The 22,008-nt window shown below is 68.2% G+C and carries 22 protein-coding genes and 1 pseudogene; 8 read left to right on the top strand and 15 right to left on the bottom strand.

Annotation, left to right across the window (positions count from 1 at the left end; genetic code table 11):
- Window positions 1-114: 114 nt before the first annotated feature.
- From prmC to HIV01_RS09095, 3 genes are all read left to right on the top strand, one after another.
- Entirely contained in the window at window positions 115-987 is an 873-nt protein-coding gene (gene prmC, locus HIV01_RS09105) for a peptide chain release factor N(5)-glutamine methyltransferase (protein WP_200606579.1), read from the top strand.
- A gap of 117 nt (window positions 988-1,104) precedes the next feature.
- On the top strand, window positions 1,105-2,046 hold the full coding sequence (pip, locus tag HIV01_RS09100) for a prolyl aminopeptidase (RefSeq protein ID WP_200606577.1): 942 nt from the start codon (window positions 1,105-1,107) through the stop codon (window positions 2,044-2,046).
- 108 nt (window positions 2,047-2,154) lie between these two features.
- On the top strand, window positions 2,155-3,570 hold the full coding sequence (locus HIV01_RS09095; RefSeq protein WP_200606575.1) for a sugar porter family MFS transporter: 1,416 nt from the start codon (window positions 2,155-2,157) through the stop codon (window positions 3,568-3,570).
- 17 nt (window positions 3,571-3,587) lie between these two features.
- Here the strand turns inward: HIV01_RS09095 and HIV01_RS09090 are convergent, their stop codons facing one another.
- The 4 genes and pseudogenes from HIV01_RS09090 to HIV01_RS18335 form a co-directional block, all read right to left on the bottom strand.
- Complete coding sequence (locus HIV01_RS09090; RefSeq protein WP_200606573.1) at window positions 3,588-4,142, bottom strand: NUDIX hydrolase; 555 nt, start codon at window positions 4,140-4,142, stop codon at window positions 3,588-3,590.
- Window positions 4,143-4,169: 27 nt separating this feature from the next.
- On the bottom strand, window positions 4,170-5,105 hold the full coding sequence (locus HIV01_RS09085) for a 5'-3' exonuclease (RefSeq protein ID WP_200606571.1): 936 nt from the start codon (window positions 5,103-5,105) through the stop codon (window positions 4,170-4,172).
- A pseudogene (locus tag HIV01_RS09080) lies at window positions 5,102-5,482 on the bottom strand (nitroreductase family protein); the annotation flags it as partial. The pseudogene HIV01_RS09080 and the gene HIV01_RS09085, both read right to left, overlap by 4 nt.
- Complete coding sequence (locus HIV01_RS18335; protein ID WP_425600271.1) at window positions 5,383-5,655, bottom strand: nitroreductase family protein; 273 nt, start codon at window positions 5,653-5,655, stop codon at window positions 5,383-5,385. The pseudogene HIV01_RS09080 and the gene HIV01_RS18335, both read right to left, overlap by 100 nt.
- 166 nt (window positions 5,656-5,821) lie before the next feature.
- On the opposite strand from HIV01_RS18335, the gene HIV01_RS09075 reads away from it, so the two are divergent.
- Complete coding sequence (locus HIV01_RS09075; protein WP_207527154.1) at window positions 5,822-8,092, top strand: DUF1631 family protein; 2,271 nt, start codon at window positions 5,822-5,824, stop codon at window positions 8,090-8,092.
- 645 nt (window positions 8,093-8,737) lie between these two features.
- Here the strand turns inward: HIV01_RS09075 and HIV01_RS09070 are convergent.
- The 4 genes from HIV01_RS09070 to HIV01_RS09055 all read right to left on the bottom strand — a co-directional run bounded on the left by HIV01_RS09070 (window position 8,738) and on the right by HIV01_RS09055 (window position 11,443).
- The gene (locus tag HIV01_RS09070; protein WP_200606567.1) at window positions 8,738-9,859 is read right to left on the bottom strand and encodes an NAD(P) transhydrogenase subunit alpha; all 1,122 of its coding nucleotides are present in this window, start codon (window positions 9,857-9,859) and stop codon (window positions 8,738-8,740) included.
- Between the two features lie 102 nt (window positions 9,860-9,961).
- A complete protein-coding gene (locus HIV01_RS09065) occupies window positions 9,962-10,462 on the bottom strand; it encodes a DUF3106 domain-containing protein (RefSeq protein WP_200606566.1) in 501 nt (166 codons plus the stop codon).
- A gap of 16 nt (window positions 10,463-10,478) precedes the next feature.
- Entirely contained in the window at window positions 10,479-10,871 is a 393-nt protein-coding gene (locus HIV01_RS09060; RefSeq protein ID WP_200606565.1) for a hypothetical protein, read from the bottom strand.
- On the bottom strand, window positions 10,868-11,443 hold the full coding sequence (locus HIV01_RS09055) for an RNA polymerase sigma factor (RefSeq protein WP_245156990.1): 576 nt from the start codon (window positions 11,441-11,443) through the stop codon (window positions 10,868-10,870). Before HIV01_RS09055 ends, HIV01_RS09060 begins: the two co-directional genes overlap by 4 nt.
- 272 nt (window positions 11,444-11,715) lie before the next feature.
- Here HIV01_RS09055 and HIV01_RS09050 point away from each other — a divergent pair, with 272 nt between their 5' ends.
- A complete protein-coding gene (locus tag HIV01_RS09050; protein WP_200606563.1) occupies window positions 11,716-12,030 on the top strand; it encodes an NAD(P) transhydrogenase subunit alpha part 2 in 315 nt (104 codons plus the stop codon).
- Window positions 12,027-13,433, top strand: a complete 1,407-nt coding sequence (locus HIV01_RS09045) for an NAD(P)(+) transhydrogenase (Re/Si-specific) subunit beta (RefSeq protein WP_200606562.1) — start codon at window positions 12,027-12,029, stop codon at window positions 13,431-13,433. The genes HIV01_RS09050 and HIV01_RS09045 overlap by 4 nt, the downstream gene beginning before the upstream one ends.
- Before the next feature lie 90 nt (window positions 13,434-13,523).
- On the opposite strand, the gene HIV01_RS09040 is transcribed toward HIV01_RS09045, so the two are convergent.
- The 5 genes from HIV01_RS09040 to HIV01_RS09020 all read right to left on the bottom strand — a co-directional run bounded on the left by HIV01_RS09040 (window position 13,524) and on the right by HIV01_RS09020 (window position 16,738).
- Entirely contained in the window at window positions 13,524-14,000 is a 477-nt protein-coding gene (locus tag HIV01_RS09040; protein ID WP_200606560.1) for a hypothetical protein, read from the bottom strand.
- A gap of 93 nt (window positions 14,001-14,093) precedes the next feature.
- Window positions 14,094-14,627, bottom strand: coding sequence for a hypothetical protein (locus HIV01_RS09035; protein ID WP_200606558.1), 534 nt, complete (start codon window positions 14,625-14,627; stop codon window positions 14,094-14,096).
- Complete coding sequence (locus HIV01_RS09030) at window positions 14,615-15,517, bottom strand: helix-turn-helix transcriptional regulator (RefSeq protein ID WP_207527153.1); 903 nt, start codon at window positions 15,515-15,517, stop codon at window positions 14,615-14,617. The genes HIV01_RS09035 and HIV01_RS09030 overlap by 13 nt, the downstream gene beginning before the upstream one ends.
- Window positions 15,518-15,657: 140 nt before the next feature.
- Entirely contained in the window at window positions 15,658-16,002 is a 345-nt protein-coding gene (locus HIV01_RS09025) for a hypothetical protein (protein WP_200606553.1), read from the bottom strand.
- 13 nt (window positions 16,003-16,015) lie between these two features.
- Window positions 16,016-16,738: an RNA polymerase sigma factor gene (locus HIV01_RS09020; protein WP_200606551.1), complete on the bottom strand. Its 723-nt coding sequence runs from the start codon at window positions 16,736-16,738 to the stop codon at window positions 16,016-16,018.
- A 243-nt stretch (window positions 16,739-16,981) separates the two neighbouring features.
- Between HIV01_RS09020 and HIV01_RS09015 the strand changes: the two genes are divergently transcribed.
- Window positions 16,982-19,489 (top strand): mechanosensitive ion channel family protein, encoded by a 2,508-nt coding sequence (locus HIV01_RS09015; protein WP_200606549.1) that lies wholly within the window; start codon window positions 16,982-16,984, stop codon window positions 19,487-19,489.
- A 7-nt stretch (window positions 19,490-19,496) separates the two neighbouring features.
- Here the strand turns inward: HIV01_RS09015 and HIV01_RS09010 are convergent, their stop codons facing one another.
- The gene (locus HIV01_RS09010) at window positions 19,497-20,009 is read right to left on the bottom strand and encodes a hypothetical protein (RefSeq protein WP_200606547.1); all 513 of its coding nucleotides are present in this window, start codon (window positions 20,007-20,009) and stop codon (window positions 19,497-19,499) included.
- 118 nt (window positions 20,010-20,127) lie between these two features.
- Between HIV01_RS09010 and pdxR the strand changes: the two genes are divergently transcribed.
- Entirely contained in the window at window positions 20,128-21,564 is a 1,437-nt protein-coding gene (gene pdxR / locus HIV01_RS09005) for a MocR-like pyridoxine biosynthesis transcription factor PdxR (RefSeq protein ID WP_200606545.1), read from the top strand.
- A 6-nt stretch (window positions 21,565-21,570) separates the two neighbouring features.
- Here the strand turns inward: pdxR and HIV01_RS09000 are convergent, their stop codons facing one another.
- The gene (locus HIV01_RS09000; RefSeq protein ID WP_200606544.1) at window positions 21,571-21,990 is read right to left on the bottom strand and encodes a hypothetical protein; all 420 of its coding nucleotides are present in this window, start codon (window positions 21,988-21,990) and stop codon (window positions 21,571-21,573) included.
- Window positions 21,991-22,008 lie beyond the last annotated feature (18 nt).

Genomic DNA, 22,008 nt, shown 5'->3' with positions numbered 1-22,008 from the left:
CTATCGGTGCTCCAGCGGATAGGCGGCGCTTATCCATCTTGAGGTGCGGATGTTTCCGCCCGGGTCAAGGCGACCTGGCTCGCGCTGGCGGGTGCCGCACGCGACAATGCCGGCATGAGCAGACCACCCCATTCAGCCGGCCCGGCAGAGCGCACCAGCGTGGCCCGGCTCCTGCTTGAGGCGGCCGGCCGGCTTCCTGGCGACGAGGCCCGGGCCGAGGCCGAGCGCCTGCTCGCCCATGCCCTGGGGGTGTCGCAGACCTGGCTGTACGTCCATGGCGACGACGCGCCCGCGCCTGATCGCGTGGCCGAGTTCGAACGCCTGCTGGCGCGACGCCAGGCCGGCGAGCCGGTCGCCTACCTGCTGGGCCAGCGCGGTTTCTGGCGCTTCGACCTGCTGGTGAGCCCTGCGACCCTGATTCCTCGCCCGGAAACCGAGCGTCTGGTCGAGCTGGCGCTCGAACGCCTGCCGCCCGGCCAGCCGCTGCGGATCGCCGACCTGGGCACGGGCACCGGCGCGATCGCGCTGGCGCTGGCGCACGAGCGTCCGCAGGCGCAGGTGGTGGCGGTCGATGTCAGCGAACAGGCGCTGCTGGTGGCGCGCGAAAACGCACGCGTGCTCGGCCTGGCGCGCATCGAGTTCCGCCATGGCGACTGGCTGGCGCCGCTGGCGGGCGAGCGTTTCGCGCTGATCGCCAGCAATCCGCCCTATATCGCCGACGACGATGTCCATCTGGAGCAGGGCGACCTGCGATTCGAGCCGCGCTCGGCGCTGGCGTCTGGGCGCGACGGTCTCGATGCGATACGGCGCATCGTTGCCGATTCGCCGAGCTGCCTGCAGCCGGGCGGATGGTTGCTGATCGAACACGGCTGGGAGCAGGGCGCAGCAGTGCGCCGGCTGATGACCGCGGCGGGGTTCGAGCAGGTCCAGACCGCGACCGACTGGGAGCAGCGCGATCGGGTGACGCTGGGTCAGTGGCCCATCTAGGAGCGAGCTTGCTCGCGACGAACGCTGCCGCCATCGAAACGCCTTCGCGAGCAAGCTCGCTCCCACAGCCTAGAATTGCCCACCCCGGAATTGCTCCCCTCACGCGAGGCCCCCCTGATGCGCACGCTCTATCCCGAGATCGAACCCTTCGACAGCGGCACCCTGCAGGTCGACGGCCGCCATACGCTCTACTTCGAGCAGTGCGGCAACCCTGACGGCAAGCCGGTGGTGCTGCTGCACGGCGGTCCCGGCGCGGGCTGCAGCCCGAAGATGCGACGCTTCCACGACCCGGCCAAGTACCGCATCGTGCTGTTCGACCAGCGCGGCAGCGGCCGCTCGACGCCGCACGCCGACCTGGTCGACAACACCACGTGGGACCTGGTCGCCGACATCGAAAAGCTGCGCGGCAAGCTGGGCATCGACAAGTGGCAGGTGTTCGGCGGCTCGTGGGGTTCGACGCTGGCGCTGGCCTATGCGCAGACCCATCCGCAGCGCGTGACCGAGCTGGTGCTGCGCGGCATCTTCATGCTGCGGCGCTGGGAACTGGAATGGTTCTACCAGGAAGGCGCCTCGCGCCTGTTCCCGGATGCCTGGGAGCACTACCTGGCGGCGATCCCCGTGGTCGAGCGCCACGACCTGATCAGCGCCTTCCACCGCCGTCTGACCTCGTCCGACGAAGCCACGCGCCTGGCCGCGGCAAAGGCGTGGAGCGTGTGGGAAGGCGCGACCAGTTTCCTGCACGTGGATCCGGATTTCGCCGCCAGCCACGAGGATCCGCAGTTCGCACTCGCCTTCGCGCGGATCGAGAACCATTACTTCGTCAACAGCGGCTTCTTCGAGGTCGACGACCAGCTGCTGCGCGACGCGCACCGCATCGCCGACATCCCCGGCGTGGTCGTGCACGGTCGCTACGACGTGGTCTGCCCGGTCGCCAATGCGTGGGACCTGAAGAAGGTCTGGCCGAAGGGCGAGCTGGTGATCACGCCGGCCTCGGGGCATTCGGCGTTCGAGGCGGAGAACGTGGATGCGCTGGTGACGGCGACCGACCGCTTCGCCTGACGGAGCAGCGGGGCGGGAGTTGTCCCTGCATACGTATTCAAGGACAGTCCGCCCCCGCCTCGCGCAGAATCGCCCGGACGCCGCCACCAGGCGGCCCGGGGGATACGAATGAGCGCGATTGCCGAGTCCGAGCAACAACACGTCACAGCACGGGTCGTATTGATCTCCGCCGCCGCTGCGCTGGGTGGCTTCCTGTTCGGTTTCGACACCGCGGTCATCAACGGTGCCGTCGATGCCATCCGCGGCGGCTTCGGACTCGGTGCGGCACAGACCGGTTTCGCGGTGTCCTGCGCGCTATTGGGATCGGCGCTGGGCGCCTGGTACGCAGGCCCGTTGGCCGACCGCTTCGGTCGCGTGCGGACGATGCAGGTGGCGGCGTTCCTGCTGGCGATCAGCGCGCTGGGCTCCGGCCTGGTGTTCGGCGTGTGGGACCTGGTGTTCTGGCGCGTGGTCGGTGGCATCGGCGTCGGCGTGGCTTCGGTGATCGCACCGACCTACATCGCCGAAGTGTCGCCGGCGGCGGTGCGCGGGCGCCTGGGTTCGCTGCAACAGCTGGCGATCGTGCTCGGCATCTTCATGGCGCTGCTCAGCGATGCATGGCTCGCCGGCATCGCCGGTGGCGCAGCGGCGAAGTTGTGGTTCGGGCTGGAAGCGTGGCGCTGGATGTTCCTGGTCGCGGTGGTGCCGGCGCTGGTTTACGGCGCACTGGTGCTGGGCGTGCCCGAATCGCCGCGCCACCTGGTCGCACGCGGTCGCCCGCGCGAAGCGCGCGATGTGTTGCGGCAGGTCCTGGGCCTCAACAGCGAGGCCGCGCTGGACCAGAAGGTCGCCGACATCCAGCACAGCCTGCGTTCGGAATACCGTCCCACGCTGAAGGACCTGCGCGGCCCGCGCGCCGGTTTGCTGCCGGTGGTGTGGATAGGCATCGCGCTGTCGGTGTTCCAGCAGTTCGTCGGCATCAACGTGATCTTCTATTACTCGTCGACGCTATGGCATTCGGTGGGCTTCAGCGAGGCCGACTCGTTCACGATCACCGTGGTCACCTCGGTGGTGAACGTGCTGGTCACGCTGGTTGCGATCGCCCTGGTCGACAAGATCGGGCGCAAGCCGCTGCTGACGATTGGCTCTGCCGGCATGGCGGTGACGCTGGCGCTGATGGCGTGGTGCTTCTCGCAGGCGACCGGCAGCGGTGCCGATCTAAGCCTGCCTGAGCCGTGGGGCATGGTCGCGCTGGTCGCCGCCAATGCCTACGTGGTGTTCTTCGGTATGAGCTGGGGTCCGATGGTGTGGGTGCTGCTGGGCGAGATGTTCCCCAACCGCATCCGCGCGATTGCATTGGCGGTGGCCGCTTCGGCGCAGTGGATCGCCAACTTCGTCATCACCAGCAGCTTCCCGTCGCTGGCCGAGATCGGGCTGTCGTTCGCCTATGGCCTGTATGCGCTGTTCGCGCTGGGTTCGCTGGTGTTCGTGCTGACTTCGGTGCGCGAGACCAAGGGGATGGAGCTGGAGGAGATGCGGGACTGAGGGATGAGGGACGGCGGTCAGTCGGCCGCCGACCCGTCCGGGTTGTGCTCGATCATCCACAGCCCCGCCCACAACTTGAGGTCCAGCTCGTAGCCCTCGCGCTGCTTCTGCATCAGCCAAGCCGGCGCCTGCGCGCGCGGGACTTCGTGCACGGTGATGTCTTCGTTGTCGACGCCGCCGCCGCTGCCGACCTTGCTCAGCTCGCGTGCGCGGACGAAGGCGATGCGTTCGTTGCTCATGCCGGCCGAGGTGGGGCCGACCAGCAGAACGTCGACGCGCTGCGCCGACCAGCCGGTCTCCTCGATGAGTTCGCGCCGCGCCGCCGCTTCCAGCGTGTCGGTGGCGTGGTCGTCGCCGACCAGGCCCGCCGGCATCTCGATCGTGCGCGCGCCCAGCGGGATCCGGTACTGCTCGACGAACAGGACCTTGTCGTCCGGCGTCACCGCGATGACGATCACCGCCATGCCGTCGCCATGCGTGCGCTCGACGTACTCCCACCGACCACGCCTGCGCATGCGCAGCCACGGACCTTCGTACAGGGTCTCCAGCGGTTCTTGTGCCTGTTCGTTCATGACGTACCTGTCGTGTTTGCCTGAATGCTATGCCGGGGACTGTGACGCCGCGAAGTCCAGGCCGGCCGACTGGTACAGCCGTCGCCGTGTCATCGGACCGAAGCGCACCGCCTCGCACAGCGCGCCCAGCCCGGCGCCGTCGCCGTTGCCGCGGGCGAAATGCAGGCTGATGTCGCCCAGCGGCGCATCCAGCGCGATCGTGGTCAGTTGCCGACACAGCAACGCCTGCTCGCGGTGCTGGCGCAGCTTGGCCGCCGCGCTGGCGGCACCGCGCAGGCGCAGGTACGGCACTTCCTCCACCCGCGCCAGCAGGGCATCGAGCGTGTCGAAGTGGGCCAGCAGCGCCGCCGCGGTCTTGGCGCCGATGCCGGGCACGCCGGGGATGTTGTCGACCGCGTCGCCGGTCAGCGCCAGGTAATCGGCGATCTGCCGCGCCTGCACGCCGTGGCGTTCGGGCACGCCGGCCGCGCCCCAGCGCTGGCCGCGGGCGAAATCCCATTGTTCGTCGTGGTCGCCCAGCAGCTGCGACAGGTCCTTGTCGGCGGAGACGATCACCGAACGGAAGCCGTTGCCGCGCGCGGCATGCACGGCGCTGCCGATCAGGTCGTCGGCTTCGTACTGGCCGTGCGACAGCACGGGCAGGCCGAGCGCGACGCACAGCGCCTTGCAATGCACGAACTGGCGCTTGAGTTCTTCCGGCGCCGACTCGCGGTTGGCCTTGTAGGCCGGGTACAGCTCGTTGCGGAAGCATGAGTCCAGCGCTTCATCGAAAGCGATGGCGATGTGCTGCGGCCGCTCGCGATCGATCAGCTCGAGGAGGAAGCGGGCGAAGCCGTGCACGGCATTGGTCGGCCAGCCGTCGGCGTCGTGGAACTCGTTGGGCATCGAATGCCAGGCGCGGAACACGTACATGCTGGCATCGACCAGATATAGCGTTCCAGCGCGCGTTGCTGATGCGCTCATGTCGGCGACCACGCGCTGAGCAGTTCGGCCGGATCCGGGCGCTCGCGCTCGGGCGCGTCCAGCTTCGGCGTGCCGATATGGACGAATCCGACCACGCGCTCATGCTCGGCCAGGCCCAGCCATTGCGCGACCTGCGCGTCATAGGCCAGCCATCCGGTCAGCCAGATCGCGCCATAGCCCAGCGCCTGCGCGGCCTGGAGCAGGGCGAAGCACACGCACGAAGCGCTCGAGAAGCGTTCGGACTCGGGAATCTTCTCGTCCGGCCCGAGGCGGCCGATTACCGCCACCACCAGAGGGGGGCGTGTGAGAATCGCAGCCGGTCCTTCTCTATGACCGCGTCGCTCGCGTCGGGATCGCGCTGGCGACTGCGTTGCGCCAGGCGCTCGCCGAAGGCGTGGCGGGCTTCGCCGCTGAAGCTGATGAAGCGGAACGGCACGCGCTTGCCGTGGTCGGGAACGCGCACGGCCGAGCGCAACAGGCGCATGAGCGTGTCCGGATCGGGTCCGGGCTCGCCGAGCTGCTTGGGCGGGACCGAGCGGCGGGCATCCAGGGTGGCCAGGGCCAGGTCGAATTCCCTGGGACGGGTCAGAAGTGTTTCGCGACATCAGTCACAATTGCTCAAAGTGGGCCTGCAAGGCGAGGTCGTATCTTGCCACTATGCGCCTACCAACTGCCGGCGCACGGCAGGTTCGGTCCACGCAACAGGGGAACAAGCAGTGTCCGGCTATCCGCACGGCGTCGCTCAAGCTACGCGTACCGATCCGATGCGCATGCTTGAGGAGATCAAGCGTCAGGCGCTGGAAGCGCTCGGCGGGCTGCCGGGCACGCTTTACGTCCCGATCGAGGATGCGCTCAAGCTCGCCTCGCTCAAGACCGACGGCAAGAACAACTTCTACGAAGAGCAGGCGGCGCTGTGGATGCTGCGCCAGCAGCAGGCCTCGCATGTCATGCGCTACCGGCAGCAGGTCGCCCAGGGCTTCGACGACTTCCGCGCGCTGCGCATCCGCAGCGGTGGCGAGGTCCAGCTGCGCCTGGTCGACGAGCAGCAGCTGGAATACGAGCTGGCCAGCGGCCGCCTGAACGAGGCCCTGGTGGCGCGGTTCGCCCGTCCGCTGGACACCCTGCAAAGCCGCCTGCAGACCCTCTCCGAGGCGATGCGGGTGCCGGTGGGTGTCAACCCCATCGGCCCGGACCGCCTGGTCACGGCCTTTGCCCAGACCTTCCTTGAAGCGCAGGTCCCAGACACCCTGCGCGCCCGCCTGTTCCGTCATTACGAAACAGAGCTGGTGCGCGTGCTGGGCGAGCTTTACGCACGCGTCAACACGCTGCTGGCGACCTCCGGCTACGGCAGTGCGGCACCGGCACCGGCCAGTCCGCGTGCCGAAGCACCGCGACGCGACGGCTATGCGCCGCCGCCGGGCTTTGGCGGGGCCGGCGACGGTTTCGGCGGTCTTGGTGTCGCCGCGCCGTTCACGCATGCTTCCGGTGCGGGAAATTTTGGCCGGACCCTGTCGACCCCGATGTCCAACCAGGACATCGCGGCGATGGCCGGTGAACTGGCCGAATTGCGCTCCCAGCTCCACGCCTGGCGCGAAAGCCTGCCCAAGGACGAAGCCGGTCCGGCGCTGGGTACGGCGACGGCACGCAACGCCGGTCCGCGTCGCGAGATGCGGGTGGACGAAATCCTCAGCGTCGCCTCGCTCTTGCAGGCCGAGCCGCCGGACGCGTTTGCACGCGCGCTGGCGGTGTCGGGCAGGCTCGGCGAGACGATCCGCGACCACCTCCAGGACGGCGCCCGCCGCCTCGGTCTCAACCCCGAGCAGGCCTGCTTCAGCTCCGAGGAAGAAGACGCGATCGACCTGGTCGCACTGCTGTTCGACTCGCTGTTCCAGCACAACGCGCTGCAGGACCGCGCCCGCCGCCTGTATGCGCGGCTGGTGCTGCCCTACGTCAAGGTCGCGCTCACCGACAACGGCGTGTTCGTCAAGCGCGAGCATCCTGCACGCCGCCTGCTCGATGCGATCACCGAAGCCTGCGAAGGTAACGACGCCGAGACCGCGCAGGATCGCGAACTGCTCGACCGTGCCACCGAAATCTCGCAGCGCATCGTCGCCGAATACAACGAAGACCTGGCCGTGTTCGAGCTGGCGCATGCCGAGCTCGACGCATTGCTGGCGCAGCAGCGCCGCCGCATCGAGCTGCAGGAGCAGCGCGCCGCCAAGGCCACCTACGGCCGCGAACGGCTGGGTGCGGCACGCGAGCAGGCCGAGTCGGCGCTCAGCGAGCGCCTGGCAGAACCCGAACTGACCCAGGCCGTGGCCGACTTCCTGGCCATGCCGTGGCGCCACCACGTCGTCCAGACGTTGTTGCGCGACGGAGCCGATCCGCGCCGTCACGCCGAGGCGATTGCCCTGGGCGATGCGTTGTTGATGGCCGACCGGATGGCCGGGCAGAACCGCGGCCGCGAACTGGCCGACCAGCTGTTGGCGCTGCAGCCGGCAATCGTCGAATGCCTGGCCAGCTCCGGCCTCGACGACAGCGCCGCGCAGCACGGCATGGCCGGCCTGGTACGTGCCCTGGCGACGCCGGATACGCCGCGCAGCCGCCGTCCGTCGCCGCCGCTGACGATGCCCGAGGACGACGTCAGCGAGAGCGAGCGCAAGCTGTGGCTGGCCGGTGGCACCGATACGATGACGCATGACCAGATCCTGGCCGAGCGCATGCGCACCCTGGAAGTGGGCGACTGGGTGCGCTTGACCGATGTGCAGGGTGAGTCGGTTGCGGCCAAGATCGCCTGGGTCAGTCCGCTGACCTCGCGCTTCCTGCTGGTCAACCGCCGCGGCATCCGCATGCTGGTGATCTCGCCGGAGGAACTGGCATCGCTGGCCAGTGCCGGGCGCCTGACGATCGGTGCCGAGCGCACCGCCTTTGACGAGGCGATGCGGCAGGTACGTCGTCACCTGGATCGGGCGCCGGTAGCGCGCTGATCAGTCCGTCGTCCCGGCGAACGCCGGGATTCAGTTGCGAAGCAACATCAACAGCTTCCGCCACTGAAGCGGCGGGTCACTTTTTCTTTGCTGGCCCAAAGAAAAAGTAACCAAAAAGAAATTGCCTCCTTGGCAACCCAGTCCTACGACCGGAGTGGTCGAGGGGATTTTTCTAAGGGACATCCTTGTCCCTTAGAAAAACGCCGCACGTCCTGTGCGGCGTCCTCCGGGTCTGGGACTGCTGCTGGCTGTGATGCTCACCTCCAGGGCGCAGGGCAGAGTCAAAGCCGAAGCCAAAGCCAAAGCCAAAGCCAAAGCCAAAGCCAACGTCCATGGATCCCCGCCTTCGCGGGGATGACGGTGAGGTGTGCCCGTCATTCCCGCGCAGGCGGGAACCCAGACGTCGTTGCTCGTCGCCTTCAGTTCAACGAAGACCGTGCAGCCAATCGCCAGAGCGTTGGCCGCAGGGGCGGGGAGTGCGGAGCAGCGGGACATGGATGTCCCGCGTCCCGCATAAAGACAGGATGTCGTCTGCGGGACGGAGCACTCCCCGCCCCTGCGGACGACGCCGCTCCGAAGCCAAGAACCCCGACCAACGTCAACGTCAAGATGGATCCCGGCCTTCGCCGGGATGAGGACGTGGCGCTACGCCTGCGGCGCCGCGCGCTCCGGCCACACCGTGCGCGCCAGCAACTCGTCGTTCCAGTCGATCGCAAGGCGGCCTTCGCGTGAGGCCTCTTCGGTCACGAACAGGCTGACGAAGTTGAGCACGTTGCGTGCATACATCTCGCTGGCATGAACCGCGCCGCTACTGGCGAGGTTGAGCGGGCCGGCGACGGTCACGCCGTTGCTCTCGATCGTTTCGCCCGGGCGGGTCAGCTCGCAGTTGCCGCCGGTCTCGGCGGCGAGGTCGACGATCACGCTGCCGGGCTTCATTCCGGCCACCATCGCCGCGGTGATGATCTTCGGCGCGGGACGGCCCGGCACTGCGGCCGTGCAGACGATCACGTCGATGCCCTTGAGGTGCTCGCCGAGGCGGCGCTGCTGTTCGGCGCGCTCCTCGTCGGTGAGGGCGCGTGCGTAACCGCCTTCGCCGGCGGCGCTGACGCCCAGGTCGAGGAACTTGCCGCCCAGCGATTCGATCTGTTCGCGCGTCTCCGGACGCACGTCGAAGCCTTCGACCTGCGCGCCCAGGCGCTTGGCCGTCGCCACCGCCTGCAGGCCGGCGACGCCGGCGCCGACGATCAGCACCTTCGACGGACGGATCGTGCCCGCGGCGGTGGTCAGCATCGGGAAGAAGCGCGGTGCCAGCTGCGCGGAGATCAGCACCGCCTTGTAACCGGCCATGCCGGCCTGTGAACTGAGCACGTCCATCGCCTGCGCGCGCGTGGTGCGCGGCAGTCGCTCGAGCGGGAAGGCGAGCAGTCCGCGCGCGGCGATCGCTTCGCCGCGGGCGGCATCGCCCTGCGGTGCGAGCAGTCCGACCAGGACGGTGCCCTGGCGCAATGCGTTGAGTGATTGCGCAGCCGGCGGTTGCACGCACAGCACCACGTCGGCGTCGTTCCAGGCCGAAGCGGCATCGTCGGCGAGTTCGGCGCCCGCGTCGGCGTAAGCCTGGTCGTCGAAGCTGGCCGCGCGGCCGGCGCCACGCTGCACGCGCACACGCGCGCCGCGGGCGACGAGTTTCTTGCAGGTTTCCGGGGTCACTGCGACACGGCGTTCGCCGGTTGCGGTTTCGCTTGCAACGCCAATGGTGATGCCCGCCATGCTCCGCTCCAGAACCTGATCGCTGCATCCTAGAGCACGAGCGCGCCCGTTGGCGACTGTGTGGGGGCATCAGCCCCGACGAAGCGTGTCGGGGCCGGTGGCTCAGCGCTGCGGCGGTCCGTCCTTCTCGGGCGGGGCAGGGTTGGCCTGCACCCAGGCGCGACGCTGCTCGGGCGTCATCGCCCGGAACTGCGTCTTGAGCGCGGCGCGCTGTGTCTCGTCCATGCCGCGCATCTTGGCGTACAGGGCCCGCATCTGCTCACGCTGTTCCGGGCTCATGTGCTCCCAGCGCTTCATGCCGTGGCGGGCCTGCTTGCGCTGCTCGGGTGTCATCTGCTGCCAGCGCTCGGCGCGGTCGAGCATGCGCTGGCGCTCCTCGGGCTGGTTGTTCCAGCGCTCGCGCACGGGGGCGATGAGCTGTTCGCGCTGGGCCGGGGTGAGCTGTTCCCATGCCGGAAGCGACTTGGCCGGCGCGGTGGCCACCTCTTTCGGCGGGTCCGTTGCGAACACCGGCGAGGCAGCGACCAGCAGCGCCACTACAGCGGCCGCGCGCGTCAGTCGGGCGCTTGTCGTCAGTCTAAAAGCGGGCGAAGCGGTACGCATGTCGTTACTCCGCATGTCACGGGTCCAAAGCAGGCATGGCATCGTCGTTCGAGGCCAGCCAGAGGTAGAGGTCGGGGTTTTCGTCGAGCGTGGCCAGGCCCGTGTCGGCGTCGTAGGCGGCGGTGGTTGTCGCCGCGGCCACCGCGGGCGCAGGCGAGGTGGCGGCAGGCGCCTGCGGCGACGGCCGCAGCATCAGGCCGATTGCCAGTGCGGACACCGCGGCGAAGCCGGTTGCCAGCACCCAGCCCGGGCCGCGGCGATGCTCGCGCGTCGCCGCGGGGGTGGTCGCTGCCTGGCGGGCGACACGCAAGCGCGCGCGCGTCGACGGCGAGACCTGGTCAACGGCCTGCGCGTGCAACCGGCGCATGGCCTGGTCGAAAGAGTGATCGTCTTGCTCGTGGTGGCTCATCGCCAGTCCTCCAGTTGTCGCTGCAACGCTTCGCGTGCGCGCGACAGGTGTGTCTTGACCGCGCCTTCGCTGCAACCCATCGCCCGCGCGGTCGTGGCGACGTCGAGTTCTTCCAGGATGCGCAGGCTGAAGGCCTCGCGCTGCCGGCGCGGCAGCTTCGCCATCGCCTCGGACAGCTTCGAGTAGGCCTCGCGGCCGTCGAACGTGCGCGACGGGTCGGGGCCGTCATCGGCCCAGTCCAGCGTGCTGTCGTCCCGCTCCGGTGTCGGCATCAGCCAGCGCAGACGGAACGTGCGCCGGCGCTGCACATCCACTATCCGGCTGCGCAGGATGCTCCAGAACAGCGGCGTCCATTCCTCGGCGGGGCGTTCGCGATAGGACAGCATCTTCATCATCGCGTCCTGCACGGCATCGAGGGCATCGTCGCGCTGGCGCAGCCCCATTTCGGCGAAGCGGAACGCCCGGGTGCCGACGCCGGCGAGGAACTCCTCCAGCGACGCCGGCACGCGCGCGACCGCCTCCGCGCTGGAGGCAGCGTGCACATGTGCCTGCGCCGGGGTGGCGGCCAGCACGTCGTCGTCGGGTTCGCGGCTCACGCGTCGCAGCATACGGGGCCTGGCTTAATGCCGACGATCGGCGAGGCAGCCGCGGTGGTCCGGGTCCGTGCGTTTCAGTGCGTCATGCCTCATTGCGGTCCATCCCGGTCTGGCGGACCCGTCTTGGCCCGTCCTTCGGGGGAGACAACGCCCGGCGGCCGCTCCGGTTGACAGCCGTCGGCAAACGACGCTGGCGCCGCGTTCATCCACGGTTATGATGCGGGAGACATCGGGATGGGGTACGGATGATGGGCGACGGTTTGGTAGCGCTGTACATCTTCATGCTGGCGGCGATCGCCGGCCACGTGATCATCTCGCGGGTGCCGGTGATCCTGCACACGCCGCTGATGTCCGGATCCAACTTCATCCACGGCATCGTCCTGATCGGCGCCATGGTCGTGCTCGGCCATGCCGACACGACGCTGGAGAAGGCGATTGGCTTTGTCGCCGTGCTGCTGGGCGCCGGCAACGCCGCAGGCGGCTACGTCGTCACCGAGCGCATGCTGGAAATGTTCAAGGCCAGCCGCAAGCCCGGCTCCGCCAAGAGCGGAGGCAAGGCATGAGCGGCGCGATGCAGAACACCTTCGCCTGGATCGCCGCCGCCAGTTATCTAGTTGCTGCCACTTTGTTCCTGCTGGGCCTGCAGCGCATGGCCTCGCCGGTCACCGCGCGCAGCGGCATCCGCTGGGCCGGACTGGGCATGGTCATCGCCACGGTGGCGACATTCCTGCTGCCGGGCCTGCACAACCTGGCGCTGATCGTGCTGGCGCTCGGCATTGGCACGGGCCTGGCATGGGTGTCGGGCAAGAAGGTCGCCATCACCGACATGCCGCAGATGGTCGCGCTCTACAACGGCATGGGCGGCGGTTCTGCGGCGGCGATCGGTGCGGTCGAGTTGCTGCGTTTCTCCGGGGAGGGCAAGGCGCCGTCGATGACGTCACTGGTGCTGGCCGTGCTTGGTGCTGCGATCGGCGCGGTGTCGCTGTCGGGTTCGGTGATTGCCTGGGCCAAGCTCGATGGGCGCCTGGACAAGCGCGTGGTGTTCCCGGGGCAGCAGTTGTTCAACCTGGCCGTGTTCGTGGCGATGATCGTGATGGGCGGCATCGCCATCCATACCTTGAGCACGTCGGCGATCATCGCTTTCTTTATGCTGGCGCTTTCGCTGGGCGTGCTGATGACGCTGCCGATCGGCGGCGCCGACATGCCGGTGGTGATCTCGCTGTACAACGCGCTGACCGGTCTGGCGGTGGCGTTTGAAGGTTATGTACTCGGCAACGAGGCGCTGATCATCGCCGGCACCATGGTCGGCGCGGCCGGTACGTTGCTGACGCAGTTGATGGCCAAGGCGATGAACCGCCCGATCCACGGGGTGCTGTTCTCCAGCTTCGGTGGCGGCGGGCAGGCGCAGGAGATCAGCGGTACGCAGAAGCCGATCGAGGCCGGCGATGTCGCGGCGATGATGGCCTACGCCGAGCGCGTGGTGATCGTGCCGGGTTACGGCATGGCGGTGGCGCAGGCGCAGCACAAGATCTGGGAACTCAGCCAGAAGTTGATGGAGCGCGGGGTCAAGGTGAAGTTCGCGATCCATCCGGTGGCCGGGCGCATGCCGGGCCACATGAACGTGCTGCTGGCCGAGGCCGGTGTGCCATACGATCTGATCGCCGACATGGACGACATCAATCCGGAGTTCGCCAACACCGATGTGTCGCTGGTGATTGGTGCCAACGACGTGGTCAATCCGGTGGCCAAGACCGATCCGGCGTCGCCGATCTACGGCATGCCGATCCTCGACGTGACCAACTCGAAGAACACGATCGTCATCAAGCGCGGCAAGGGCACCGGTTTCGCCGGCATCGAGAATGCGCTGTTCTACCAGGACAACACGCGCATGCTTTATGGCGATGGTGCCGAGATGGCCAGCGCACTGGTGAGTGAGTTGAAGGCGTTGGACGGCGGCGGGCACTAGGCTCGCACGGGCTGGATCAATCCTGAAAAAAAAGACCCCCTCCCGTGCACGGGAGAGGGTTGGGGTGAGGGAAGACCCTTGCTGGGCGGATCAGTTCTGGAAACAGATCTCGCCGTTGATGAAGGTGTCGATCATGCCGTGGCCGTCCTTCAGGCCACTGACAAAGAAGTAGCCGGTGGCACCTGCGAACTCGCCCGTGCCGGCGACGATCTTCTGGTACGCCGTGACCACGCCCGCGGCCGGACCCGGGGTGGTGACGCCGGTTTCGCGCATGGTCAGCGTGCCCTTCTCGAGGCGGTACTCGAACGGGCCGCTATAGGAAATGAAACCGGGCGACGTCGCCGGGCCGGCGGCACCGCTGTCGCCGTTGAAGTGGGTGACGCCGCGCAGGCCGTGATTGCCGTCGACTTCGCCAAGGAAACACGTGGCCAGGCCGGGATTGCAGCCTTGCGTTGACGAGACCTCGACCAGGTCGGCGTGGATCTTCTTGCACTTGTTGCCGTGCGCGTAAGCCGGTGCGGTGGCCAGGGTGAGCAGGACGAGCAGGCCGGGAGCGATGGGGTTCATTGCAGTCTCCGTTGCGTTTGGGGCGGGGCCGGGGCGCGCCCGGTCTCCGCTGACGCCAGCATCAGTTCGCGCCGGGCGTGAAGCGAGGAGGGATCAGCCGGGGCGTTCGAGCATCGTCGCCAGGGGCGGCGATCCCCATGCGCCCAGCCAGGCGCGCCGAGCGAACCAGGCGCACGGCCAGCCGACCAGGACGATGTGGGCGACCACACTGGATGCGATCCACAGCGGCTGCGGCGCACCGCTGCGGGGCGCGGCCGACAGCGGCACGACGACGAAACTCATCAGCGCGAACAGTGCCAGTCCGTACACCGCGCCGTAACGCCATGGGCGCTGCAGCAGGGCAGTCACATCGCGCGCGGCCATGGCGTAGGCGGCGGCCATGGCGATGGCGATCAGGTAATGCAGGCACAGGCCCAGCATCGCGCTCGCACTGCCGCCGCTGAAGCTGGCCTTGCCGAGCACGCCGGCGGCGACGCTCTGCAGGATCCGCTCAGGAGCAACGCCACGCAGCGCCCAGAAGCCGGTGGCGAACAGGATGTCGAGCGTGCCGGCGCACAGGCCGCCCAGCAGCATCCAGGTCAGTGCGCGCCGCGTCGATGGTTCGATGGAGAGGCTCAGGCCGCGCATGGGGTCGCCTCGGTGGCAGTGTCGTGATTTGAGGATGTCTGCAGTGAAGGTGCATGGCTGCGGCGCGCCTGCGTCGCGGTCATGCCGAAGGTGTGCTTGAACGCGCGGCAGAACGCGCTCTGGCTCTCGAAGCCGAGTGCCTGCGTGATCTCGCCCACCGGCATCGCCGTTTCGCGCACCAGTCGCCAGGCCCGCGCACTGCGCAGTCGTGCCAGGTACTCCGATGGTGTCTCGCCGAAGACTTCGCGGTGGATGCGAATCAGGTGGCCCGACGAGTAGTGGGCGCGATCGGCCAGCCAGGCGAGGTCGATCGCCGCGTCCGATTCGTCGTCGGCATCGACATGGCAGCGCACCAGATGGCGCACGTGCAGCAGGCGCAGCAGGGTCTGGCGCCGGTGCGACCTGTTGCGACCGCGACAGCGTGGCAGGCGCGCGGCGATGGCCAGTTGCTGATCGCCCAGCAGCGTGGACAGTACCTCGTCCGCAGGGGCTTGGCCGTCACGAAGCCCGCGAGCAACGCGCAGCAGTTGCCGGCGCAGCAGGCGCGGCGTCGTGTGCTGCCACGGAAGCTGTTCGTGCATCGCCCGGGCATTGCCGAAGTGCTGCGCCCAGGCGGCGGGATGGCCGGCCAGGCACAGCCACAGCGAACCGTGCGCACCCTGCGCCGAAATTGGCCCTGCGCACCACAGCTGCCCCTGGCCGTTGCGAAGCAGCCACTGGCAATCGCTACCCTGCAGTTGCAGATCACCGCGCAATGGCAGCAGCAGCGAGATCCAGTCGCGCGGCAAGCGCAGGCCCTCGTCGCTGGCCACGGTCAGCCGGAGCCATTGTTCGTCGCCCGCGATCGGCAACGGCGACGAAGCGGAAAGTGCGTGATAGCGCAGGGCCATGACGGTCTCGCTGGTGCGGCGCGCTCGATCACGCGCCAATGGCACCACGCTATCGGTCTGAAACAGCAGTTTGGAGAGCCACTCCTCCGTGGATCAACGGAGCCAATTACAGTGAACGGGCGAGGGGGGCGCCGAATGCCTTACCGCGCAATCACCGCGCTCAACAGCACCAGGAAGCCGGTGACGGCCACGCCGGCGTGGACGAACACGACCGCCTTGGGCGCGACTTTGCCGCGCAGGTGGATCGAAGCGAGATAGAAACCACCCAGCGCGGCCAGGCCAAGTATCGCCAACGCCCCGGTCGCCAGTGCCGGTGCGCCACCTTGCCCGACGCCCATGATCACCAGCACCAGTCCGGTGGCACCGAGCAACGCGTGCATGACCGAGACCACCCAGGGCGCCAGCCGACCACGCAGTACATGCGACGCGAGGAACAGGCCGCCCATGGCGGCGATTGCAAACACGATCAGGGCTGCTTTCAACATGACGCGATCCTCTTCAGTCGGTGGACGGGTGTTCGGGCGCGGTGGCGCCCTCGAGTCTTGCCATCACCCTTGCGGTCATCTGTTCGCAGCGCGATCCCAGGAACGGGAACGCGTCCGAAAGCGTGGCCGCAAGGGTGTCGTTCAATGCGGCGCGCAGCAGGCGCCGGGCGCGATGCAGGCGCGTCTTCACGGTTTCGGCGCGCAGTGCCAGACTGCTCGCGGTCTCCTCGACCGAACAGCCTTCGATGTCGCGCAGGATGAAGACGACGCGGAAGGGTTCGGGCAAGCCGTCCACCGCATGCTCGAGCAAGCGACGCACCTGTTCGCGCGATGCCGCCGCCGCGGGGTCCTCGTTGCCGGACCTGGAAGGAAATGGCACGACACGGTCTCCGGCGTTGTGGATGGCATCGATCTGGTCGAGTTCGACCGTCTTGCGGCGTTGCCGAAGCCGGCTCTGGGCGCCGTTGAGGACGATCCGGGTCAACCACGTGGTCAGGGAGGACTCGCCGCGAAACGTCGCGATGTGCTCGAAGGCGTGCAGGTAGGCTTCCTGGACGACGTCCTCGGCTTCGGCATCGTTTCCCACCAGGCTGCGGGCCATGCGGAACACACGCTGGTTGCAGCGCCGCATGATCTGGCGGAACGCCTCGCGGTCGCCGCGCTGCACCAGCGCCGCAAGCTCGACGTCAGCCAGCGAAGCGTAGTCGATCGATCTCAGGGTGCCGGCGGGGGCCATGGTGGTTGCTGTCTCCGGATCGCGGGTCGCTTTCAGTTGCGCAGACGCAGCAGCGGGCAAAAGGTTCCCGGATACCAAACCGATGAGACGTCAAGGCCGTGATGACAACGTGAACGTGTGACCCACCAGGCCGCGATGCGTTGACGATCCCGCGCCACTGGGGTTTGCTCTGCCGCAGTATTCGTGTCTCAGCTGCCCTGGAAGGTGCAAGGCAGCGGACTCGTCAGACGGCCTGGAGCCACGATGTCGCGTATTTCCGCCCTGCTTGCGTTCGTCCTGTGCCTGTCGGGCATGCTCACCATTCCTGCGGCATCGGCGCAGACCGCACCGACCCTGGTCGAGGCCAAGGACAAGGGACCCACGGCCATTCCGGTCGCCGACATCCCCAATCGCGCCGACGATGACGAGCGCTTCGCCCAGGACGTGATCCTGAGGGCGTCGACTTCGGACCTGACCCGGGATCTGGCTCCGCGCCTGGCGACGATCGAGCGCTCGGTGAACGAGAAGGCCAAGCTGTTCGTCTCCAAGGACATGCGCACGCTGCCGGTGATGCGCCTGGAAAGCCTGGATCGGCACTGGAAGTTCGATGCCCGCCAGTACGCACGCTGGCAGTCCGACCTGCGCCAGGCCAGCGCGCCCTCCAGCGACGACGCCGCCGAGCTCGCGAGCCGCCGCGCCGACTGGGACGCGACCAAGGTCGCCGCGCAGGCCGGCAGCCTCGCCAGCGCGCTCGACAACCGCATCGAGTCGGTCGTCGCCAAGCTCAAGCAGGCCGAGCAGGCACTGTCGGCGCCGCTGGAAAAACAGATCGCACTGGGCCGCCGAGGAAACTCGGTGGAGGCGCGGATCCAGGCCGGGCAGAAGGCCGTCAGCCAGGCCATCGATTACATCGACAGTCGCCTGATCCGCCTGGATGCACCGCCGCTGTGGGCAGTGCAACGAGGCCAGGAAGGGAGCGAGTCGGCACTCGATTCGATTCGCACCGGCCTGGAGATCGAGAGTCGTTTCGTCAGCCAGTACAGCGCGGCCGACCTGGGCAACCAGCGCGCATTGCACTGGCTGCAGATCCTGTTGCTGCCGCTGCTGGTCTGGCTGAGTTTCCGTTCGCGCAAACAGGCGCCCACGGGACTGGAAAGCGAAGCCTCCAATCGGGTCCTGCGCCGGCCGATCTCGTCATGGATCCTGCTGTCGATGATGGGCGTACTGGTGTTCGAACCCGATGCGCCGCTGCTGGCGCACCAGGTCGCGATGCTGGTGGCACTGGTGCCGGTGCTGCGCTTGCTGCCGCCCGCCAGCAAGCGGCTGCTCGGATTCTGGCCGTTCGTCGCCACCGGCCTGTACCTGCTCGAGCGCCTGGGCTTCGTCTTCCTCGCCAGCGAGCTGATGTACCGCTGGTACTACCTGGGCCTGACGCTGCTGGCGATGGCATTGATGCTGTGGCTGCTGTGGCGTTCGCGCAAACCGCTGGCCGTGGATGATCCGGCGGCGCGAATCAGCAGGATCATCCACGCGATCGCCTGGGGCGCTACCGTGCTGCTGGCGGCGTCGGCCGTGTCGAACATCGTCGGCAACGTCTCGCTGGCGGAAATGCTGACCGCCGGCGTGGTGGACAGCGGCTACCTGGGCCTGGTGCTGTATGCCGGCATCAACGTGTTCAACACGCTGCTGCAACTGCTCATCGCGCGCCGTAGCGCCTCGCGCTTCCGTATCGCCAGGGAGCACGCCGCGCCGATCCTGCAGGGATTCAACAAGCTGCTGAAGATTGCCGCGGTGCTGGGTTGGATCGCCTTCGCGATGAGCCGCTTCCGCATCTTCCGGCCGGTGTATGCAGTCGTCGAGTCGGTGCTGACGTACGCGGTCAAGTTCGGCGAGATATCCATCAGCCTCGGCCACATCCTGGTGTTCGCGGTCTCGGTGTTCATCGCCTTCTGGACCGCCCGCATCGTCCGCTTCCTGCTGGAAGAGCAGGTCCTGTCGAAGATGTCGCTGCCGCGCGGCGTCGGCAATTCGGTGGCCTCGCTGAGCTACTACGCGCTGCTGCTGATCGGCCTGGTCGTGGCCCTGGCCGCTGCCGGCTTCAAGATCGGGCAGCTGGCGTTCCTGTTCGGCGCGCTCGGCGTCGGCATCGGCTTCGGCCTGCAGAACGTGGTCAACAACTTCGTCTCCGGCCTGATCCTGATGTTCGAGCGGCCGATCCAGCCCGGCGACGTGGTCGAGATCACCGGTACCGCAGGCCGCGTGCGCGAGATCGGCATGCGCGCCACCACCATCAAGACCTTCGACGGCGCCGACGTGGTGGTGCCCAACGGCACGCTGCTGTCGGAGAAGCTGACCAACTGGACCCTGCTCGACATGAGCCGGCGCATCGACATCGACCTGGGCGTGGGCTACGGCTCCGAGCCTTCGCAGGTGATCGCGCTGCTGACGAAGGTGACCACCGATACGCCGCACGTGGCGCGCACGCCGGTGCCTGTGGTGCTGTTTACCGGCCTGGGCGCCAGCTCGCTCAACTTCGCGATCCGCGCCTGGACCTACGACTTCGAGAACTGGACCAACATCCGCAGCGAGCTGATGACGCGCGTGCACGCGGCGCTGCGCGAGGCCGGCATCGAGATGCCATTCCCGCAGCAGGACGTGCACGTGCGCAGCATGTCGGCGGAAGTCGGCGCGATGCTCGCGAAGCCGACTGCCAGCCGTCCAGGCCCGGCGCTCGACGGTGACGCGGCAACGGACGAACCGTCGCCGCCGTGAGGCGTGACTACTGGGCGGTGTGCCACCTGCGCGCGAACAGCGCGCAGGGAACGCCGACCAGCAGCATGTGCGCGAGCAGGCAGGCGATCGACCAGTCCAGCAGGAAGCGCCGTGGCGGCGCGGCCGAGAACATCGGCACGGCGATGACGTGGATCAGCACGTAGCACAGCGCGCCGTAGATCGCGCCGTTGCGCAGCGGATGCTCGAGCAGCCACGGGCGCCCGCGGCTGGCGACGTGGTAGATCGCCACGATCGCGGTCATCAGGTAGAAGTGCAGCGCCGCGCCGAACAGCGCCGTCGCCGCGCCTCCGGCAAAGGCGGCATCGCGGCCGATGATCCACGCGGCGACCGATTGCGGAATGCGGATCGGGGAGGCGCCCAGCGGCGCCCACCAGATCATCGCGAACAGCAGGTCGAAGGCGCCGACGGTCAGCCCGCCGATCAGGATCCAGGCCCAGGCGGCGGGGCGCTCCCACGCAACTGAGGTGGCGGAGGCGGGGTCACGGGCGGGCGCTTTCATGGCTGGTGTCCATTCGCACGGGATTGGCCCTATGGAGCCGTGGCAAAGTGGCACTGGCAAGGTCCAATTCATCGGGCTTGAATGGGGCCAATCCGCCACGCCCTCCAGGAGGCCGGCCATGCACCTGCAACTCGACGGACGCGGTCCACTGCACGCGCAGCTGACCCGCGCCCTCAAGAGTGCCGTCTTCGCCGGGCGCGTCAGCCAAGGCGCGCGCCTGCCGGCCACGCGGCAGCTGGCACGTGAACTGGGCGTCTCGCGCAATACGGTGCTCGCCGCCTATGACCAGTTGCGCGCCGAAGGTTTCGTCGATGGACGCGTGGGATCGGGCAGTTACGTGACGCCACCGGTGCAGTCGGCCAGGCCGATCCACGGCGTCGACGCGCCACTGCCGGCGCAGTCGCAGTTTGCGCGGCGTGCGCGCGTCATCCACGACCACCTGCGCATCCCGGGCCGCAACATTCCTGGCATCCGCTATGCCTTCCAGTACGGCGTGCCGCTGACCAATCCGGCGCTGACCAGCGCCTGGTCGCGCGAACTGGCGCACGCCGCGGCCTATACCTCGCCGACCTATCCGCCCTCGCAGGGGCTGCTGGCGCTGCGCGAAGCGGTCTGCGACTACCTGGGCCGGCGTCGCGGCGTGCAGGCCCAGCCCGAGGACGTGGTGATCGTCCACGGCACGCAGCAGGCCGTCGCGCTTACCGCACGCGTCCTGCTCGATCCGGGCGACGAGGTCGTGCTCGAAGAGCCGCATTACTCGGCGATGCGCGAGGCGCTGCAAATCCACGGCGCCAACGTGCGCACCGTCGGCGTCGACGCGCAGGGACTGATCTGCGACGACCTGCCGCTGCCGGCGCCGAAGCTGGTCTGCGTGACGCCGTCGCACCAGTTCCCCAGCGGCGCGGTGCTGTCGCTGCAGCGCCGCCTGGCGTTGATCGACTACGCGCGGCGCAACGGCAGCTGGATCCTGGAAGACGATTACGACGGCGAATTCCGCTACGACGCGCGGCCGTTGGCAGCGCTGCGCTCGCTGGACGACAGCGCACGGGTGATCTACGTCGGCACGTTCTCGAAGGTGATGTTCCCGTCCTTGCGCCTGGGCTATGCGGTGGTGCCGCCGGGCCTGCGTGGCGACTTCGTCAACGCCAAGTGGCAGGACGATTTCGGTTCGTGCGGCATCGAGCAGGCGGCGCTGGCGCGCTTCATCGGCGATGGCGGTTTCGAGCGGCACCTGCGCCGCACCTGGAAAACCCTGAAGGAGCGGCGCGCGGCCCTGCTCAACGGGCTCAAGCGCTGCAGCAACGGTCGGCTGCAGATCAACGACTCGCGCGCCGGCATGCACCTGGTGGTGTGGCTCAAGGGGCGCAACGCCGAGCAGGGCGATGCCTTCATCGCGCGCGCCCGCAGCCTCGGGCTGGGGCTGTATCCGATCCGTCCCTACTACTTGGACCCGCCCGACCGTGCCGGTCTGTTGCTGGGCTTCGGTGCCTTGTCGGTGGCCGAGATCAACGAGGCAGTGGCGCTGTTCGAGACCTGCCTGGACGAGTCCGTCTAGGAAATCTCAGCGCGAGAGCAGGGCCGCGGCGATCAGGCCGACCGTGATCCAGACCAGGTCGGCAACACCGTTGGCCAGTTGCACCAGGATCCAGGCGTGGTGGATGCCCAGGCGTACCGCCGATTCCCACGGCGGCAGGCCGAGCATGGCGCCGAGCTGGGTGGCGGTGATGAACCAGTTGGCGGCAATCACTATCGCGGAGGTGCCGAGCACGCCCGCCAGCAGCCGTCCAAATCCGGGGCGCCAGCCGCCCAGGCGCAGCATCAGGGCGATATCCAGCGCGCCCAGCACCGCCATCCAGCCGTTCTGGCGGCCGGTGTACAGGCTCAGCAGCACCCACACCGCGGCAAACCCGCAGGCGCCCAGCAGCAGTAGCAACCACGAAAACCACGAGGCGCGGCGGGCAGGCGGGGCGGGTGGGGTCATCGACTACTCGGGGGACGG

It is taken from the genome of Lysobacter arenosi (assembly GCF_016613475.2).
Lineage (GTDB): Bacteria > Pseudomonadota > Gammaproteobacteria > Xanthomonadales > Xanthomonadaceae > Lysobacter_J > Lysobacter_J arenosi.
This window is presented reverse-complemented; position numbering and strand designations above follow the sequence as displayed.

What these genes read in the sequence shown, in the direction of transcription:
- prmC (WP_200606579.1), top strand. Translation starts at nt 115, where the DNA reads ATGAGCAGACCACCCCATTCAGCCGGCCCGGCAGAGCGCACCAGCGTG.
- pip (WP_200606577.1), top strand. Translation starts at nt 1,105, where the DNA reads ATGCGCACGCTCTATCCCGAGATCGAACCCTTCGACAGCGGCACCCTG.
- HIV01_RS09095 (WP_200606575.1), top strand. Translation starts at nt 2,155, where the DNA reads ATGAGCGCGATTGCCGAGTCCGAGCAACAACACGTCACAGCACGGGTC.
- HIV01_RS09090 (WP_200606573.1), bottom strand. Translation starts at nt 4,142, where the DNA reads ATGAACGAACAGGCACAAGAACCGCTGGAGACCCTGTACGAAGGTCCG.
- HIV01_RS09085 (WP_200606571.1), bottom strand. Translation starts at nt 5,105, where the DNA reads ATGAGCGCATCAGCAACGCGCGCTGGAACGCTATATCTGGTCGATGCC.
- HIV01_RS09070 (WP_200606567.1), bottom strand. Translation starts at nt 9,859, where the DNA reads ATGGCGGGCATCACCATTGGCGTTGCAAGCGAAACCGCAACCGGCGAA.
- HIV01_RS09065 (WP_200606566.1), bottom strand. Translation starts at nt 10,462, where the DNA reads ATGCGTACCGCTTCGCCCGCTTTTAGACTGACGACAAGCGCCCGACTG.
- HIV01_RS09060 (WP_200606565.1), bottom strand. Translation starts at nt 10,871, where the DNA reads ATGAGCCACCACGAGCAAGACGATCACTCTTTCGACCAGGCCATGCGC.
- HIV01_RS09050 (WP_200606563.1), top strand. Translation starts at nt 11,716, where the DNA reads ATGGGCGACGGTTTGGTAGCGCTGTACATCTTCATGCTGGCGGCGATC.
- HIV01_RS09045 (WP_200606562.1), top strand. Translation starts at nt 12,027, where the DNA reads ATGAGCGGCGCGATGCAGAACACCTTCGCCTGGATCGCCGCCGCCAGT.
- HIV01_RS09040 (WP_200606560.1), bottom strand. Translation starts at nt 14,000, where the DNA reads ATGAACCCCATCGCTCCCGGCCTGCTCGTCCTGCTCACCCTGGCCACC.
- HIV01_RS09035 (WP_200606558.1), bottom strand. Translation starts at nt 14,627, where the DNA reads ATGCGCGGCCTGAGCCTCTCCATCGAACCATCGACGCGGCGCGCACTG.
- HIV01_RS09030 (WP_207527153.1), bottom strand. Translation starts at nt 15,517, where the DNA reads ATGGCCCTGCGCTATCACGCACTTTCCGCTTCGTCGCCGTTGCCGATC.
- HIV01_RS09025 (WP_200606553.1), bottom strand. Translation starts at nt 16,002, where the DNA reads ATGTTGAAAGCAGCCCTGATCGTGTTTGCAATCGCCGCCATGGGCGGC.
- HIV01_RS09020 (WP_200606551.1), bottom strand. Translation starts at nt 16,738, where the DNA reads ATGGCCCCCGCCGGCACCCTGAGATCGATCGACTACGCTTCGCTGGCT.
- HIV01_RS09015 (WP_200606549.1), top strand. Translation starts at nt 16,982, where the DNA reads ATGTCGCGTATTTCCGCCCTGCTTGCGTTCGTCCTGTGCCTGTCGGGC.
- HIV01_RS09010 (WP_200606547.1), bottom strand. Translation starts at nt 20,009, where the DNA reads ATGAAAGCGCCCGCCCGTGACCCCGCCTCCGCCACCTCAGTTGCGTGG.
- pdxR (WP_200606545.1), top strand. Translation starts at nt 20,128, where the DNA reads ATGCACCTGCAACTCGACGGACGCGGTCCACTGCACGCGCAGCTGACC.
- HIV01_RS09000 (WP_200606544.1), bottom strand. Translation starts at nt 21,990, where the DNA reads ATGACCCCACCCGCCCCGCCTGCCCGCCGCGCCTCGTGGTTTTCGTGG.